Consider the following 17,306-nt stretch of genomic DNA (forward strand, 5'->3'; position numbering starts at 1 on the left):
CCGCCGATAAGGAATCCTCCCGCCATGTCTATCACCTCGCTTGCCATCGATCTGGGGTCATCCAGCGCCAAAGCGGTACTGGGCACCATCGACGATGAGGGCTTCAGCTTCAACGTCATCGACCGCTTCGAGCACTCGATCATCAACCGGGACGGGCAGCTGTTCTGGGATATCGACGCGCTAGAAGAAGGCTGCCGTCGGGTCATAGACGATGCCCGTCGCCGCTTGGCCGCCACCGGGAAAAGCCTGGACAGCGTAGCGATAGATACATGGGGAGTGGATTACGTATGGGTCGACGACTCTGGTGCAGCCCTCAGCGCCCCACACAGCTACCGCGATCCGCGTGGTCAACGAAACGCGGCAGCTTATGCCGCCAAGGTTGGAGCTGAGAGACAGTGGCAGACTACCGGCAACCAGCTGGAATCCATCCTGACCAGTGTGCAGATGCTCGACGAGAAGGTTCCCGCTGGTACCGCCGGTTTTCTTTTCCTACCCGATTACCTCACCCACCGCCTCGGCGGATCAGCGAACGCCGGCCGCGGCATTGCTTCCACGTCGGGACTTGTCAACGCTTCTACGGGAACGTGGGCGACTGACCTTTTCGACTCCATCGGCATCGATTCTTCCTTGGCTCCACAATTGCAAGACGAGGCAACGATCGCTGGCTACGACGGAGATCTAGCCATAATTCGTGCTGGCAGTCACGACACCGCGTGCGCCGTCGCTGCTCTGCTTGACGCCCCGACGGGATCAGTCTTCATCTCTGCGGGGTCGTGGTCGATCCTCGGAATGATCACTGCTGCACCTGTTCTTACTGATGCCGCTCGGACTGCCGGACTGAGCAACGAGGCGTGCGCCGACGGCCGCAACCGGCTGCTGAAAAATGCGACCGGATTGTGGCTCACTCAGGAAGCTCGCCGGGCCTGGGCGCGCGCCGGAGAACCCTATACCTTCGCCGAGTTAGCCGAGCTTGCGGCACACACAACTTCAACGGGGGCCATCATCGATCCCCTCGATCCCCGGCTTTCCGAGCCCGGGGACATGCCCGAGCTCATCCGTCGTCTCTGCCAAGAACAAGGTGACGTCGTGCCACGGTCTCCGGGTCAGGTGTGCCGCATCATCACCGATTCCTTGGCGGCCTCGCATCGAACCACCATCGCCGACTTGGAATCCGTCACAGGAACGCAGGTCCACGAGATCCGCATGGTCGGCGGCGGTATTCGTGACCACGTTCTGTGCCAGGCGACCGCTGACGCAACCGGTGTAGCGGTAGTCGCCGGCCCCATCGAAGCGTCGGCGCTCGGAAACCTCGCCGTTCAATTCTCTACCCTTGGCCACCCACTTCCGGCTGACGCCTTCACCACCACCACCTACCAGCCACAGTGCTGACCCCTCCTCCGCTAGAAAGGTCTTGTCATGTTCTCTCACACCGGCTCCCCTCCCCCGGCATCCGTCGATACTGCGTCGCCAAAGAGATGGGTTTACCCCGGGCTGACCCCAGCGTTCGTGCTGCTCGTGTCGTGCTTCGCGGCTTGGGGCCTTGCAGGGAATATGACAGACCCACTTGTCAAAGTGTTCTCCTCAGTCTTTTCGATGTCTGCTTTCCAGTCGTCACTGGTGCAGTTCGCCTACTACGGAGCCTATTTCGCTCTGGCGATCCCCGCTGCCTTCATCAACAATCGGCTGGGATATAAGGTCGGGGTCATCATCGGCCTGGCTCTCGCGGCCTCCGGCTGTATGCTGTTCATCCCAGCCGCGTCGGTGATGACGTACGGATTCTTCATCTTCGCCCTGTTCACCCTCGCCTCTGGGCTTTCCATCCTGGAGACCTCTGCGAACCCCTTCATCATGGCAATGGGACCGGACACAAACGCAACCCGACGGTTGAATTTCGCCCAGGCCTTCAATCCTATTGGCTCCAATCTCGGAGTATTCTTCGCTGCCACGTTCATCCTCCCCTTCGTCAACCCGGCGACCGCGGAACAGCGCGCAGCCTTGAGCGAAGCGGAGTTAAAGTCAATCCAGTCTTCCGAGTTGGCTGCGGTCATGGGACCCTATGTGGCGCTCGGCGCCTTGTATATCGCCATCGCCATCGGTATTTTCCTGGTCAAGATCCCTCCACAGCCCCAGGCGGTGGAACGTACGATTCCCCGGACCTCGAACAGTCGCCTCCTGCGCCTGCTGAAGAACAAGCGCTACTCTTTCGGCGTCATCGCCCAATACTTCAACATCGCCGCCCAGACCTGTATTTGGACTTACACCATCCACTATGTAATGCAGGTGCTACCTGTCGACGAAGGCGAAGCAGGATGGTACCTGCAGGTCAGCCTGATTTTGTTCCTCATCACACGCTTCGGAATGGTCTGGCTAATGGGCAGGATTGATCCACGACGTCTCATGCTCTTCATGACGATGCTCGGTGTTGCCTTTGCCGCCCTCGCCGTGCTCAGCCCGAATGCCTTCGGCATCGTAGGGCTGCTCGGGATGTCAGGTTGCCTCTCCCTGCTGTTCCCGACGATTTACGGCATTGCACTCGACGGGCTAGGCGAAGACACCAAATTTGGCTCTGCTGGTCTCGTGATGGCCATCGTCGGCGGAGCGACAATGCCGATGGCCCAAGGTTGGCTCATCGATGCAACTTCCGCATCCTTCTCGTACATCATCCCGGGCATCTGCTTCGCTCTCATCGCCCTCTATGCCGTATACACCATCAAGGCAAAGCCCATCGAATACGTCGAGGGCACCATCGCTCGCCAGCTCTCGTAAGGAAACGTCCCATGCTGAAGAACATTCCCCAGAACCTCTCTCCAGACCTCCTCTATGTACTCGCTCGAATGGGCCACGGCGACGAGATAGTCATCGCCGACGGTAACTTCCCCGCAGACAGCGTCAACTCCACCGTCGTACGGGCCGACGGCCACGGTGTCCCCGCCATCATGGAGTCCATCCTCCAGCTCATGCCGCTGGACCCCTACAGTGAGTGGCAAGTGGGGCTGATGTCCACTGTCGATGGTGACCCCACCCCCGAGATCTGGGCTACTTTCACGGACCTTGCCGATGCCGCCTATCCAGGACACACCGTGAAGTTCTTCGAGCGCTTCGAGTTCTACGAGCGCGCGAGGACGAGCTTCGCCGTCGTCGCGACATCGGAAACGGCATTGTATGGCAATGTAATCTTGAAGAAAGGCGTCGTTATCCCTGACTAATTGCACAGGGAAGCCGCCTGTTTAGCCGAAGTCGACAGGCCTGGAGAGCTTCCCCATGCATGCAGTGATGAGCGACGTCGCCCGCCTAGCGGGTGTGTCTGCCCAGACCGTGTCTCGAGTGATTCACAATCACCCTTCGGTGAGGGAGGCCACCCGGCAACGAGTGCTGGACGCTATGAGAGAGCTTGACTATCGTCCGAACGCTGCCGCGCAGATGCTTGCCTCGGGATCGTCTCAATCGATTGGGGTTGTCACCGTCGGGCCCATGACTCACGGCTTGACCAAGGTCTTCTCCGAACTGCAATTTCATGCGCGGAATCGCGGCTGGAACGTCGTCACTGCCTCCGCGGAGAAACCACAGGCATCCATGCTGAAAGCCAGCATTGACTACCTCCGGTCACGGCAAGTCCTCGCAGCCGTCTTCTTCGCGCAACATGCAGAGCTGCTCCCAGTTTTCCAGACTTGGAACCATGCGCCCGGAGTCTTGCTCTGCTCGGCTCAGCATCAGATGCCTTCTGTCTCAACGATCGGCATCGATCAGGTTTCGGGCCTCCAGCAGGCTCTCAACCACCTATGGGAGCAGGGCGTCGAGGACACCGTTCTCATTAATGGCAATCTCACCTACATCGATGCCGCTGAACGCTCCGCTACCTACCAGCGCTACAGCAGGTTGCACGGCAAGGCGGTATCGCAATGGGGTGGCGAAGGCTGGGGAGCTGTCGACGGCTACAACGCCGCCCAGCGAATCCTCCGTCAAGGCCTGCCCGAGGCAATCCTGTGCGGAAACGACAAGATAGCGATCGGTTGCTATCGTGCCTTTGCACAAAAGGATCTCATCGCGGGTAGAGACTACCGGCTGATCGGCTTTGACGACGATGAAACTAGTGCCTACCTCACGCCGAGCCTCTCATCCGTACGCCAAGACTTTAGCCTTCTGGCAGAAACCGTACTCGCGGAGCTAACCGCACTCTTCGACGGGGCCGAGCACAGAATGTTCCACCTCGACAGCGAGTTCATCGCCCGGGAGTCCTCCGTCTTGCGGCCTTAGTCGTGGCGTCTACACAGGTCGCGGTGGGTTTTCGAGCTAATCACGTTGGCGGGTTAAAAACGGCCGGCACCGGGCATTGAGGCAGAGAACTGATCGATAGGGCCCGTGTGCGCCGACGACCGCCCGGTTCCGACTGGATTGCCCCGACAGCCACGGGCGAGTCCGCCGGTCCGATATAATTGCTATATTGCAATTATCTAGGGAAGGCAATCATCGTGAACCCTCGAAGCGCCCTCATACGACTCCAGTGCGAGCTAGTGGCCGAACGGACCCAAGTGAATCCCTTCGGCATCTCCTGGCTTCAGTACGACGCTCTCCTCCGATTGGACAGGGAGCGCGGCATGCTGCCCTCCGAGCTCGCCGTCATTCTCGGCATCTCCCGCACGAAGCTATCGAAGGCGCTAAAGAGCCTCAAGGTTTTAGGCTACGTATCCCAGACACCCAGCTCCACGGACGGCAGGGAGTTGTGCACCTCGGTCACCGACCACGGCCGGGGCCTGCTCGACACCATTTCTCGCCAACACACCACGTTGTATGAAACGGCCGCTCAGTCGATGACGTCGGATGAGCTCGAAACCTTTGCCCGATTGTCGGAAAAGCTATCGTCCCGCCTCGAACAGCAACGGATTGCCCGCCATGACGAGCGCTGACTGCCCCGCCGACGCCCCCGAGCCGGCGGGGGCCATTCACATTCACGGCGCGAAAACGAATAATTTGCGCGACGTTACCGTGTTCGTCCCCAAGCATGCACTCGTGGGCGTCGCGGGCGTGTCCGGGTCCGGAAAAACTTCCCTCATATCCACCTTGGCGGCCGGCGCGCAGCAGGCCGTGTCCTCTTTATTTCCAGCTTTTGTGCAAGCACGGATGCATACCCTAGAACCGGGATTGGTCGATGACCTTCACGGTGTGACTTTCACTTGGGGTTGCCCGCAAATCGTGGACAGTTCGATTAAGCAGCGCGGCCTGAGGCCGACTCCTTCTCCAAGTGGTAATTATTTTCGAAACTGACAGGTGGGAGACCACCCAACGACGAATGACGCCGTTGCCGGTTGTAAAACCCCTCGATCCAACCCGCCACCGCACGACGAGCTTGATCCCGGGTACGCCACCGTCGCCGCTGGTAGAACTCCGTTTTTAGCGTCGCCCAAAACGATTCAGCCATCGCGTTATCAAAACACACTCCAGTACGTCCCACCGACTGAGCGATCCCGAGTTCCTGGCACACACGGTACAGCTGATCACTGGTGAACTGGGTGCCACGATCAGCGTGAAACACCACACCCTCAGCCACCTCGCCACGCAAGGTGTGCGCCATCCGAAGGGCCCGTTCCACCAGGTCAGTGCTCTGGTGCGCGTCCATTGCCCACCCTAAGACCCGGCGAGAACACCCATCACGGACCGCACACAGATACAGCCAGCCCTCCCCGGTACGCAGATACGTGATATCGGAGATCCACACCTTATTCAGTTCCCCGGTGTCAAAGACTCGTTCCACCCGATCTGGGATCTGGTGCCGTGCTACACCGGGTACTCGCCGAGCCGGAGTCCATGATCGCGGTGAGATGCCTTCAATGCCCAGCCTGCGCATCGACTTGGCTACCGTTTTCTTATCCACCACCAGGCCCATGCCACGTAGATCAGCGGTGATCCGCGGTGCTCCGTAGGTCTGGTGGGACTGGGTCCAGGACCTCAGCACGCTGGCATCAAGCGCGGCGCGCTGCATGTCACGAGGGTCATCACCGGCAGCTTTGAGCCTTTGCTGGCTCGCCCACTTGTAGTAGCCCGAGCGGGAGACCTGCAAAAGCCTGGCCATGCGGCAGATGCTGTAGTTGGCCTTCTCCTGCGCCATCAGCTGGAAGCGTTCTACTTTTGTTGCTTCGACGCGAAGAAGGCTGCTGCTTTTCCCAAAAACTCGTTATCAAGCTTGAGCTCGGCGACCTGTTTACGCAGGCGTAGCAGTTCTGCGCGTTCGTCGGCGTCGAGTACCTCAGCCTGGTGTGTGGCTGGGTCGCTGGGCTGGCGTTCTTTCTTCACCCACCGGCTCAACAGGGAGGCGTTGATGTTGAGTTCCTTGGCTACCACCGAGATCGGGCGGCCGGTATCAAGAACCAATCGGGCGGCTTCGCGCCGGTATTCCGGGGTGTAGGTCTTCCTCGTTGCCATAGTGACAGACATCCTTCCTGACAGGCCTGTGGCCCATCCTTATCAGGTGTCCACTACTCGAGGGTAACCCCAATATCACGTATCTGCGTACCGGGGAGGGCTGGCTGTATCTGTGTGCGGTCCGTGATGGGTGTTCTCGCCGGGTCTTAGGGTGGGCAATGGACGCGCACCAGAGCACTGACCTGGTGGAACGGGCCCTTCGGATGGCGCACACCTTGCGTGGCGAGGTGGCTGAGGGTGTGGTGTTTCACGCTGATCGTGGCACCCAGTTCACCAGTGATCAGCTGTACCGTGTGTGCCAGGAACTCGGGATCGCTCAGTCGGTGGGACGTACTGGAGTGTGTTTTGATAACGCGATGGCTGAATCGTTTTGGGCGACGCTAAAAACGGAGTTCTACCAGCGGCGACGGTGGCGTACCCGGGATCAAGCTCGTCGTGCGGTGGCGGGTTGGATCGAGGGGTTTTACAACCGGCAACGGCGTCATTCGTCGTTGGGTGGTCTCCCACCTGTCAGTTTCGAAAATAATTACCACTTGGAGAAGGAGTCGGCCTCAGGCCGCGCTGCTTAATCGAACTGTCCACGATTTGCGGGCAACCCCAATATCGGAGATCCACACCTTATTCAGTTCCCCGGTGTCAAAGACTCGTTCCACCCGATCTGGGATCTGGTGCCGTGCTACACCGGGTACTCGCCGAGCCGGAGTCCACGATCGCGGTGAGATGCCTTCAATGCCCAGCCTGCGCATCGACTTGGCTACCGTTTTCTTATCCACCACCAGGCCCATGCCACGTAGATCAGCGGTGATCCGCGGTGCTCCGTAGGTCTGGTGGGACTGGGTCCAGGACCTCAGCACGCTGGCATCAAGCGCGGCGCGCTGCATGTCACGAGGGTCATCACCGGCAGCTTTGAGCCTTTGCTGGCTCGCCCACTTGTAGTAGCCCGAGCGGGAGACCTGCAAAAGCCTGGCCATGCGGCAGATGCTGTAGTTGGCCTTCTCCTGCGCCATCAGCTGGAAGCGTTCTACTTTTGTTGCTTCGACGCGAAGAAGGCTGCTGCTTTTCCCAAAAACTCGTTATCAAGCTTGAGCTCGGCGACCTGTTTACGCAGGCGTAGCAGTTCTGCGCGTTCGTCGGCGTCGAGTACCTCAGCCTGGTGTGTGGCTGGGTCGCTGGGCTGGCGTTCTTTCTTCACCCACCGGCTCAACAGGGAGGCGTTGATGTTGAGTTCCTTGGCTACCACCGAGATCGGGCGGCCGGTATCAAGAACCAATCGGGCGGCTTCGCGCCGGTATTCCGGGGTGTAGGTCTTCCTCGTTGCCATAGTGACAGACATCCTTCCTGACAGGCCTGTGGCCCATCCTTATCAGGTGTCCACTACTCGAGGGTAACCCCACACTGCGATCGTCGGGCAAAAGAAGTTCAGTAAAAACGCTCGATCATCAGTCAGCACCGTCAGCGGCATCGCACCCTATCTTCGCCTGCTCTTCTCCAGGTCTGGATCCCCTCCTGCGGGTTATTCCCCTTCCTACTCGCCGAATGACCCGCGAGGCATGTACATGACATGCTCTGGCTTGGGCTATGTAGATGACATCGACCTCGATGAACTCATCGACCCCGATAAGAGTGTGAATGAAGGAGCTGTCCGCTTCCCCTCCTTCGCACCTGGGACGTATCGGTGGAAAAGACTAGCACTTTCCGGCATAGGCGACCCTGACTCCCCGTGGCGAGAACTACCCGAAGAGTCCCGCCGGCTGCTCCTCCACGGAAATCAAGTCCGTTTGGCTCATCCCTTGGCTGGCTACCCCAAGCATGGCATCTTCGATGGGATTATCCCTCGACTCAAGGCCTCGTATCTGGAAAAGGCAAGCGCGCGAACAACCGAGAAAGAAAAAGCCGCTCTCCGCAGAATCGTCAAACGGATCGAGTGTCCGCAATGCCAAGGCCAACGAATCAACGAAGCTGCCCGCGCCAGCCGGATAGAGAACCTCAATATTGCCGAAGCTTCCCACCTGAGCATCGACGACTGCGCTGCCTTCATCGAGAGTGTGTCCGACGAGATTACCGCGGCGCCGCGCCACGCGGTTGTGACGAGGCTCAACAACATCCGCGACATCGGCTTAGGCTATCTCAGCCTGGACCGCCCGACGGACACCCTTTCCGGCGGTGAAAGTCAACGTCTGCGCCTCGTCAGCCTTTTGGGAGCCCCCATCACGGATGCAACCTTCGTCATGGATGAACCGTCGAGCGGACTACATCCCGCGGATATCGATCGCCTGCTCAGCTCCATCAGGAAACTCCGGGACGCCGGAAACACCGTCATCATCGTCGAGCACAATCTCCAGGTCTTGGCCGCTTGCGATCACATCATTGAGCTAGGGCCAGGTGCCGGCACTGAAGGCGGACGAGTTGTGTACCAAGGCAACCCCCAGGACCTACTGCGTGCCCCAACCCCCACCGGTGACGCGCTCAGAGCGGGAATCGAGCTAAGACACCATTCTGGCCCCTCAGCGAATGTCATCACTGTCGCTCATGCTCGTGACAACAACCTCCAGGATATCTCTGTCAGTTTTCCCGTCGGGCAGCTCACGGTAGTGTCCGGGGTTGCCGGTTCCGGGAAAAGCTCACTGGCTTCCGCTTTGCGACGACAGCACCCGGAAGTCATTGCTATCGACCAAGTTCCGATGGCAGCATCCAGCCGTTCCTCCCTGGTGACCGCTTTAAATCTTGATAATACGATCCGCGGCGCCTTCTCCGATATTTCCGGTTTAAGCACCAGCTGGTTCAGCCCGAACGGGAAGGGCGCGTGCCCACTGTGTAAGGGACGCGGCTGGACCCGTATTGACATGGCCTTCATGGATGACGTGAAAACACCGTGTGAGCACTGCGGTGGCCAAGGATTCAATGAAACATCACTATCGGTTCGGCTCCCCCATGGCCCGCGACGCCTTTCCATCGCTGAGGTCCTAAGCTGCAGTTTGACTGACATCAGCCACATATACGCGGGTCAAGCGGACGTACACACCGCCATAGAATTGCTCCAGGAAGTAGGTCTCGGTTACCTCACTTTAGGACGATCTCTTAGTACGCTTTCGGGCGGTGAGCTTCAGCGGGTCAAGCTCGTCCAATTCCTCCAAGAACACCCGGAAGAGAAGAGCGTTCTCATCCTCGACGAGATTACGGTGGGGCTACATCCCAGAGATGTGGATCAGTTAACTCATTTTCTACGCCGGCTGACCACCCGAGGCTTGACAATCATAGCGATCGACCACAATCCTGGGCTCATTTCACAAGCTGACTACTCCGTAGACATCGGCCCGGGAGCCGGGACCGATGGCGGCAGAGTCGTGTTTACCGGATCAGCCCAAGGACTAGCCAATTGCCCGAACTCAGAGACAGGTAGCTGGCTTCGACAACTAGGGGCCGCACCTGTTATCGATGGGCAAGCGGGTCATTCGTCGCGCAGGTGCGCTCCGGGCGCGTGAAACATCGTGCTCGTTCACAACCGCGATTTCCTGCTGCCGAACACCTCACCGCCCCCGACGCCGGCCGCCAACCGGGCGCCAGCAACCGCCAGCCAACCGCCGCCAGGCTAGCCCTCCTCCTGCCGGGCTCGCCGACGGCCGCGGCGGTCCCACATCACCACCGCTGTCGACCGGGGCACGTGGACGAGTTCCCGGCCCTCCATGGTGGTGCGTTGGCGTTCCCGCTCCAGCTCGCGGCGGGTGCTGTCGAGCTCCTCGCGCAGCACCTCATTTTCCGCGTTGAGCCGGATGATTTCCTTGATGCCGGCGAGGTTGACCCCTTCGTCCTGGCTGAGCCGCTGGATTTTGCGGAGTAGTTCGACGTCGCGCGCGGTGTAGCGCCGCCCGCCGCCGGAGGTCCGCATGGGGGTGACGAGACCGATACGGTCGTAGGTTCGAAGGGTCTGGGCGTGCATGCCGCTGAGTTTGGCCGCCACGGAGATCACGAAGACCTCCTCCCTCGGGTACACCGTGTCGATGGTGGGTTCTTTCTTCGGGGATGTCATGCTCGGATCACCTCCTTCGTGACTGTTGGTTGGCTACCGCAGCCCGGCCCAGTCGGCGCGGGGGTCGAATCCGGAATCGAGTTCCGCCTGGGCGTAGGCCCGTAGTGCGCTGGCGGCGGCGTCGTCGAGCGTCGGCGGCACTTGTACCTGCACGGTAACGAGCAGGTCGCCGCTTGCCTTCGCGGCGGGAATGCCGCGGCCGCGCACGCGCAGTGTGCGCCCGTCTGGAGTGCCCGCCGGAATGCGCACCTTGACGCGACTGTTGAGGGTGGGCACTGTGACGGTGCCGCCGAGCGCCAGCTCGCTGAAGGACACGGGGACGGTGATTTCCAGGTCGTCGCCCTTGCGGGTGAAGACCTCGTCGGGCCGGACGTGGACGGTGACGAAGAGGTCGCCGGCGGGGGTGCCGTTGGGCCCAGCTTCGCCTTGGCCGGCAAGCCGCACCTTCTGCTCGTCGATGACCCCGGCCGGGATCCGCACCGTGATCTGGCGGGATCGGTAGACGGTGCCCCGTCCGCTGCAGCCCGGGCACGGATCGGTGATGCGGGTGCCGGTGCCGTCGCAGTCCGAACACGGCCGGCTGAAGCCGAACGCGCCCTTCTCCTCGGAGACGAATCCGGAGCCTGAACAGGTGGTGCAGGAGGTGGGCACGCCGGACTTCGATCCGGAACCGTGGCACGTGACGCAGGGCGCGTCGCCGGTGATCTTGATGGGGATCGTGGTGCCCTTGGCCGCCTCGCGGAAATCGAGGGTTATTTCCGTCTCGACGTCCGCCCCGCGCGCCGGCCGAGCTGCGCGGCCACCGCCGCCGCCGCGGTTGAAAAGACCACTGAAGATATCGCCCAGGCCGCCGTCTTCCGAAAATCCTCCCGATCGCTGGAATCCGCCGGAGAACCCGTCGAAGTTGAAGGACCCCGGCGTCGACGTCGACGAGCGAAACCCGCCGGGAAATCCGGCGCCTCCGTTTCCGCCGAAGGGGCCGAAGCCGCCGCCGGTGCGCAGCATTGCCTTCAGTTGGTCGTATTCCTTGCGCTTGCGTTCGTCGCCGATGACGTCGTACGCCGCGGCGGCCTTCTTGAAGCGGTTTTCGGCCGCGGTGTCGCCGGGGTTCTTGTCCGGGTGATTGTCCCGGGCGAGTTTGCGGTAGGCCCGCTTAATCTCTTCCTGGCTTGCGGACGAGGAGACCCCCAGGTCCGCGTAGTAATCCTTATCTGCCCACTCGCTGGGTGCGTTCACTGGGCATCTCCTCCTCCCTGCCGTAGACGCAGGTTTGTCGTAAATCTTATGCGTTTTTGTTCTATTAGGTGTGTTTCGGATGGGCTCGCTAAAACGAACGGCGCACCGGTTGCCGTGGGTGGGTTAACCAGTGCGCCGTCGTGGGATCAGTCGCGAACCCCGTGACTGTCCCAGGGCCGCCGCGCCACGGCTAGGCCTCGCCGCCTTCCGCGTCGGTTGAGGCGCCGTCGGCGGCCTCGGCTGCGGGCAGCGGGTCGGTGATGATGACCATCGCCGTGCGGATCACGCGATCCGAGAATCGGTAACCCTTGCGCAGCACCGTGCCGACGGCCTTGTCCTCGCCGCTGGACAGATCCTGAACTGCCTCGTGGATCTCCGGGTCGAAGGGGTCACCCTCCGTGCCGAAGGCTTCCAGAGACTGGCCCGTCAGCGCGTCGACGAGCTTGTCCCGGACCGATTTCAGCGGCCCGGCCTCAAGGTCACCGTGTTGCTGGGCGAGATCAAGATCGTCGAGCACGGGCAGCAGCGTGGACACGACCTGCCCCTTCGCCAGGGCAACCGTCGCGGCGCGCTCCCGCTCCGTCCGACGCCGGTAGTTGGCGTATTCGGCCGTGACCCGCTGGAGGTCCTCGGTCCGCTCGGCGAGCTCCTCCTCCAAGGAACTGTGCGCATCCGCGTCGTTGGCCACTCCCGGCTCGGGGTCGGCCGGAGTGACGTCCGCGAGGGCGGCGTCGACGTCCTCCTCGAGGGTCGGGTCAAGCAGGGGTTCCTCGCCGTCGCGGATCGCGTCGGCCGCGGCGTCGGCGGCAGCGTCGGCCGCCGCCTCGGCCTGGTCGGGGAACTGGTTCTGCTCGTCGGTGTACTCCGGATCACCCGGGTTGTTCGGGGTGGTCACTTACTTGTCTCCGTCCTTGGTGTCGTCCTCGTCCACGACCTCGGCGTCAACGACGTTCGGGTCGGTGGCGTCGGCCGCCTCGCCCGGGGTGGCACCCGCGTTGGCCTGGGCTTCGTACAGCGCCGTGCCGGCGGCCTGGGCGGCCTTGTTGAGCTCCTCGACGGCGGCCTTGATGGCCTCCAGGTCGGTGCCCTTGAGGGCCTCCTCTACCTTATCCGCGGCCTCGTTGACGGCCTTGACGTTGTCCTCGGACAGCTTCTCGGAGTTGTCCTCGACGAACTTGCGGGTCTGGTAGGCGGCGGATTCGGCGGAGTTGCGGGTCTCCTGCTCCTCGCGGCGCTTCTTGTCCTCCTCCGCGTGCTCTTCGGCATCCTTAATCATGCGGTCGATGTCTTCCTGGGACAGGCCGGAACCATCCTGGATGGTGATGGTGTTCTCCTTGCCGGTGCCCTTGTCCTTGGCGGACACGGAGACGATGCCGTTGGCGTCGATGTCGAAGGTGACCTCGATCTGCGGGATGCCGCGCGGGGCCGGGGCGATGCCGCCGAGCTCAAAGGAGCCGAGCAGCTTGTTGGCGGACGCCATCTCACGCTCGCCCTGGAAGACCTGGATCTGCACCGACGGCTGGTTGTCCTCAGCGGTGGTGAAGGTCTCGGAACGCTTGGTGGGGATGGTGGTGTTGCGTTCGATGAGCTTGGTCATCACGCCGCCCTTGGTCTCGATGCCCAGGGACAGCGGGGTGACGTCGAGCAGCAGCACGTCCTTGACCTCGCCGCGCAGGACGCCGGCCTGCAGGGCGGCACCGACGGCGACGACCTCGTCCGGGTTGACGCCCTTGTTCGGCTCCCGACCGGTGATTTCCTTCACCAGGTCAGACACGGCCGGCATGCGGGTGGAGCCGCCGACGAGAACAACGTGGTCAACGTCCGCGATGGACATATCGGCGTCCTTGATGACCTGGTTGAACGGCGCCTTGGTGCGGTCCAGCAGATCCTGGGTGATGCGCTGGAACTCGGTGCGGGTGAGGGTCTCGTCGAGGAAGAGCGGGTTCTTGTCGGCGTCGACCGTGATGTACGGCAGGTTGATGGAGGCCTGCTGGGAGGAGGACAGCTCAATCTTGGCCTTCTCCGCCGCCTCGCGCAGGCGCTGCATGGCCATCTTGTCCTTGGACAGGTCCACACCCTGGGCGGTCTTGAACTTCTCGACGAGCCAGTCGACGATGCGCTGATCCCAGTCGTCGCCGCCGAGCTCGTTGTCACCGGCGGTAGCGATAACCTCGACGACGCCGTCGCCGATCTCCAGCAGGGACACGTCGAAAGTGCCACCACCGAGGTCGAAGACGAGGATGGTCTGCTCCTTGTCGCCCTTTTCCAGGCCGTAGGCCAGGGCGGCGGCGGTCGGCTCGTTGACGATGCGCAGGACGTTGAGGCCGGCGATCTGGCCAGCTTCCTTCGTGGCCTGACGCTGGGCGTCCTCAAAGTAAGCCGGGACGGTGATGACCGCGTCGGTCACCTCATCGCCGAGGTAGGCTTCCGCGTCGCGCTTGAGCTTCATAAGGGTCCGCGCGGAGATCTCCTGCGGGGTGTACTTCTTGTCGTCGATCCCCACGGTCCAGTCCGAGCCCATGTGGCGCTTGACGGAGCGGATGGTGCGGTCGACGTTGGTGACGGCCTGGTTCTTCGCCGACTGGCCGACGAGGACCTCGCCATTCTTGGCGAAGGCGACGACGGACGGCGTCGTCCGGGAGCCTTCAGAGTTAGCGATAACGGTGGGTTCGCCACCTTCCAGGACGGCGACGACGGAGTTCGTGGTGCCGAGGTCGATTCCTACAGCGCGTGCCATAATGTTTTCCCTTTCACTTTCTGCGTGATGTTTTCTGAGGGCTGATCGACCCTCGCTCAACTTTCCTCGCCTATCGTAGCAGAACCACTTGAGCGGGTTCGACTCAACCTTTCACCCTCTACAACGCACCACCCTCAAAGTTGTTCCCACCCGGCTCAACTTTGCCCCTCACCTGGCGTTTTTGAGACACTGCGCTGTCTCAAGGGCGCGTTTTCGGCGGAGTCGTGCCACTATGTCCCCTATGACATATGACGCTTCGTCAACCACTTCGCATGGCCCGGGCCGCGATGTTGCCGACCAGCTCTCCGAAGCTGTCGAAGGCCAGCGCAGCCCCGACGCGGCCCCGGACTTCCCGCGCCGCGTCGCCCCGCCGTCCGTCGACGAGAAGTACGACCGCTCTGCCATCATCGGCCATGACGGCCGCGTGGCCGCCGGGTGGGCGCTGCGCTTCATCATCGTCGTCGTCGCCCTGTACCTTGCCGGTAAGGTGGCGGGCTACATTTGGGTCATCCTCCTGCCGATCATCATGGCGCTCATCGTCTCGACCGTGATGTGGCCCACCGCCCGCTTCCTCCGATCGATCAAGTTCCCCGGCGCCGCCGCCGCGGCCGTCGCCATCCTGGGGTTCCTCGCCATCATCGGCGGTGTCTTCGCCGCCATGGCGCCGGTCATCCGTAACCAGGGCGGGCAGATCATCGACCAGGCCTCCGCCGGCATTGACCAGATCACCGCCTGGCTGAAGACCAATCCCTTCGGCCTCAACACCGACGAGTTCAACCTCGACCAACTCGTCCAGGACGCCATCAACTTCCTGCGCGACCAGTCCCAGAACATCGTCATGGGCGTGTCTGCCGGCGTCAACGCCGCCACGAGCTTCGCGGTCGGCCTCTTCCTGACCCTGTTGATCTCCTTCTTCATGCTCAAGGACGGCCCCGGCTTCCTGCCCATGATCCGCCGCTACACGGGCACCTCCACCGGCTGGCACCTGTCCGAGGCGCTCACCCGCTCCTGGAACACGCTCTCCGGCTACATCCGCACCCAGGCGCTCGTGTCGTTCATCGACGCGGTCCTCATCGGTCTGGGCCTGTGGTTCCTGGGCATTCCGCTCGCGTTCGTCCTCGCGGTCATCACCTTCTTCGCCGGCTTCATCCCCATCGTCGGCGCCCTGTCCGCCGGTGTGCTGTCCGTCGTCATCGCGCTGGTCATCAATGGCCCCGTCAACGCGCTGCTCGTTCTGGTCCTCATCGTCGCGGTCCAGCAGATCGAGGGCAACGTCCTGCAGCCGATCCTGCAATCCAAGGCCATGAACCTGCACGCCGCCGTCGTGCTGCTCTCCGTCACTCTCGGCTCGACGCTCTTCGGTATCGTCGGCGCCTTCCTCGCCGTGCCCGTCGCCGCCGTGCTCGGCGTGTGGATCCGCTACCACTCGGAAATGGTCGCGCTGCGCGCCGGCGAAATCACCATCGAAGACGTGGAGATCGCCACCGCCCAAGGCAAGAGCCCCAGCTCTCGCGAGGCGTTCCACGCCGTCCGTGAGCACCTCAAGGGCATCGCCACCCGCAAGGCGACGTCGAAGGGCAGCGTCGCCGCGTCCAAGGCCTACGACGACGCCATCGCCGAACCCGCCCTCGACAGCAACAGCCCCGCCGAGCCGAAGCACCACGCGGACTAACCGCTGAACCGTGCTAGGTCCCGCGGGGTGCGGGGCCTACGCCCAGCCGAGCCGACGCAGCTCCCGGGCCAGCTCCCGAGCACCCGCGTCGACGGCCTCCGCCCACGTGGTCTTCGCCTCTGCGTCCGCCCGGTCGGACACCTGCTTAATGAGGGTCACTGGAATCCCGAACGCCGCCCCCATTCGGGCGACGATATACCCTTCCATATCGACGAGCTCCGCCCGCCGCGCCAACTCGACGCGCCGAGCGTCATCGCTCACGAAGGAATCCCCCGTCGCCAGCACCGCCGACGGCAAGTCCGTCGCCGGCTCCAGAACCCGCGCGTTAGGGAACGGCCGGCCGGTCATCTCCTCGATGACTTCCTGCGAGAAATCGTGCTGAAACACCTCGATGATCTCAAACACCCCGCCGAGCCCATCCCGCAGCGCGCCGGCAGTACCAAAGTTCACGATGCGATCCGGCAACGGGTTGTCCGGATTAGCCAGATACGTGGCCAACTCCACCCCGCAGCTCGCGGTCCCGATGCCCGTCACCAGGACTCGCGTCCCCTCGGGCAGGTGTGCCGCCTCAGCGGCTGTCGCCGAAACTAGCAGTACGTTTTCCATGCGTTAACTATAGCCACGCCGGCACTTCATCCCGCGACGCCATCGCTCGACGTCCCCGACCCCGCAGTGTTACTAAGGGGTGCCACACGCCGACGCCCAGCAGGGTCCCCGACGTTTCCGGCACCCCAACGGTGCACCGCGCCGACGGTGCACACCCTCGATTGAAGTGCCCAACGACGCACCGTCCCCAACCCCGCAGTGTTACTAAGGGGTGCCACACGCCGACGCCCAGCAGGGTCCCCGGCGTTTCCGGCACCCCAACCGTGCACCGCGCCGACGGTGCTTCCCCTCGCCGCCGGCCCCTCCCCGTCGCCATGTCCCCAACCCCGTCGCTAAGGGGTGCCATACGCCGACGCCCAGCAGGGTCCCCGACGTTTCCGGCACCCCAACCGTGCACCGCGCTGGCGATAGTCGCCCTCGATTGAAGTGCCCAACGACGCACCGTCCCCAACCCAGCCCCGTCGCTAAGAGGTGCCACACGCCGACGCCCGGCAGGATCCCCGATGCTTCCGGCACCCCAACCGTGCACCACGCTGGCGATAGTCGCCCTCGATTGAAGTGCCCAACGACGCACCGTCCCCAACCCAGCCCCGTCGCTAAGAGGTGCCGCA

15 protein-coding genes and 1 pseudogene are annotated in these 17,306 nt (G+C 62.4%); 8 read left to right on the forward strand and 8 right to left on the reverse strand.

The window, feature by feature from the left end:
- Positions 1–24: 24 nt before the first annotated feature.
- The 5 genes from CUTER_RS09705 (at position 25) to CUTER_RS09725 (ending at position 4,904) form a co-directional block, all read left to right on the forward strand.
- Positions 25–1,389 carry a rhamnulokinase gene (locus tag CUTER_RS09705; RefSeq protein ID WP_047260258.1) on the forward strand — a complete coding sequence of 455 codons (1,365 nt, stop codon included), beginning with the start codon at positions 25–27 and terminating at the stop codon, positions 1,387–1,389.
- A 27-nt stretch (positions 1,390–1,416) separates the two neighbouring features.
- A complete protein-coding gene (gene fucP / locus CUTER_RS09710; RefSeq protein WP_047260259.1) occupies positions 1,417–2,766 on the forward strand; it encodes an L-fucose:H+ symporter permease in 1,350 nt (449 codons plus the stop codon).
- Between the two features lie 11 nt (positions 2,767–2,777).
- Positions 2,778–3,206, forward strand: a complete 429-nt coding sequence (locus CUTER_RS09715; RefSeq protein ID WP_047260260.1) for an RbsD/FucU family protein — start codon at positions 2,778–2,780, stop codon at positions 3,204–3,206.
- Between the two features lie 67 nt (positions 3,207–3,273).
- Positions 3,274–4,254, forward strand: coding sequence for a LacI family DNA-binding transcriptional regulator (locus tag CUTER_RS09720; protein WP_158408131.1), 981 nt, complete (start codon positions 3,274–3,276; stop codon positions 4,252–4,254).
- Between the two features lie 257 nt (positions 4,255–4,511).
- Entirely contained in the window at positions 4,512–4,904 is a 393-nt protein-coding gene (locus CUTER_RS09725) for a MarR family winged helix-turn-helix transcriptional regulator (RefSeq protein WP_201775035.1), read from the forward strand.
- Positions 4,905–5,203: 299 nt separating this feature from the next.
- Here CUTER_RS09725 and CUTER_RS09730 read toward each other — a convergent pair.
- A protein-coding gene (locus CUTER_RS09730; protein ID WP_144412218.1) for an IS3 family transposase occupies positions 5,204–6,429 on the reverse strand; the annotation gives its coding sequence in 2 pieces (ribosomal slippage) (positions 5,204–6,162 and positions 6,162–6,429; 1,227 coding nt in all).
- A gap of 59 nt (positions 6,430–6,488) precedes the next feature.
- Between CUTER_RS09730 and CUTER_RS09740 the strand changes: the two are divergent.
- Positions 6,489–6,986: pseudogene (locus tag CUTER_RS09740) on the forward strand (IS3 family transposase); the annotation flags it as partial.
- On the opposite strand, the gene CUTER_RS09745 reads toward CUTER_RS09740, so the two are convergent.
- On the reverse strand, positions 6,969–7,424 hold the full coding sequence (locus CUTER_RS09745) for an IS3 family transposase (RefSeq protein WP_047260263.1): 456 nt from the start codon (positions 7,422–7,424) through the stop codon (positions 6,969–6,971). The pseudogene CUTER_RS09740 and the gene CUTER_RS09745 overlap by 18 nt on opposite strands.
- A gap of 14 nt (positions 7,425–7,438) precedes the next feature.
- Complete coding sequence (locus CUTER_RS09750) at positions 7,439–7,738, reverse strand: transposase (protein ID WP_047258842.1); 300 nt, start codon at positions 7,736–7,738, stop codon at positions 7,439–7,441.
- Positions 7,739–7,973: 235 nt separating this feature from the next.
- Here CUTER_RS09750 and CUTER_RS09755 point away from each other — a divergent pair, with 235 nt between their 5' ends.
- Entirely contained in the window at positions 7,974–9,899 is a 1,926-nt protein-coding gene (locus CUTER_RS09755) for an ATP-binding cassette domain-containing protein (protein WP_236684798.1), read from the forward strand.
- A 107-nt stretch (positions 9,900–10,006) separates the two neighbouring features.
- Here CUTER_RS09755 and CUTER_RS09760 read toward each other — a convergent pair whose 3' ends face one another.
- The 4 genes from CUTER_RS09760 to dnaK all read right to left on the reverse strand — a co-directional run bounded on the left by CUTER_RS09760 (position 10,007) and on the right by dnaK (position 14,417).
- A complete protein-coding gene (locus tag CUTER_RS09760) occupies positions 10,007–10,444 on the reverse strand; it encodes a heat shock protein transcriptional repressor HspR (protein WP_047260265.1) in 438 nt (145 codons plus the stop codon).
- A 33-nt stretch (positions 10,445–10,477) separates the two neighbouring features.
- On the reverse strand, positions 10,478–11,680 hold the full coding sequence (gene dnaJ / locus CUTER_RS09765) for a molecular chaperone DnaJ (protein ID WP_047260266.1): 1,203 nt from the start codon (positions 11,678–11,680) through the stop codon (positions 10,478–10,480).
- Between the two features lie 190 nt (positions 11,681–11,870).
- Entirely contained in the window at positions 11,871–12,575 is a 705-nt protein-coding gene (gene grpE, locus CUTER_RS09770) for a nucleotide exchange factor GrpE (protein ID WP_047260267.1), read from the reverse strand.
- Complete coding sequence (gene dnaK, locus CUTER_RS09775) at positions 12,576–14,417, reverse strand: molecular chaperone DnaK (protein WP_047260268.1); 1,842 nt, start codon at positions 14,415–14,417, stop codon at positions 12,576–12,578.
- Between the two features lie 241 nt (positions 14,418–14,658).
- Between dnaK and CUTER_RS09780 the strand changes: the two genes are divergently transcribed.
- Positions 14,659–16,089 carry an AI-2E family transporter gene (locus tag CUTER_RS09780; RefSeq protein WP_052844111.1) on the forward strand — a complete coding sequence of 477 codons (1,431 nt, stop codon included), beginning with the start codon at positions 14,659–14,661 and terminating at the stop codon, positions 16,087–16,089.
- A gap of 36 nt (positions 16,090–16,125) precedes the next feature.
- On the opposite strand, the gene CUTER_RS09785 is transcribed toward CUTER_RS09780, so the two are convergent.
- A complete protein-coding gene (locus tag CUTER_RS09785; RefSeq protein WP_047260270.1) occupies positions 16,126–16,695 on the reverse strand; it encodes a nucleosidase in 570 nt (189 codons plus the stop codon).
- Positions 16,696–17,306: the final 611 nt, after the last annotated feature.

Origin of the sequence: Corynebacterium uterequi, assembly GCF_001021065.1 — a bacterium.
Lineage (GTDB): Bacteria > Actinomycetota > Actinomycetes > Mycobacteriales > Mycobacteriaceae > Corynebacterium > Corynebacterium uterequi.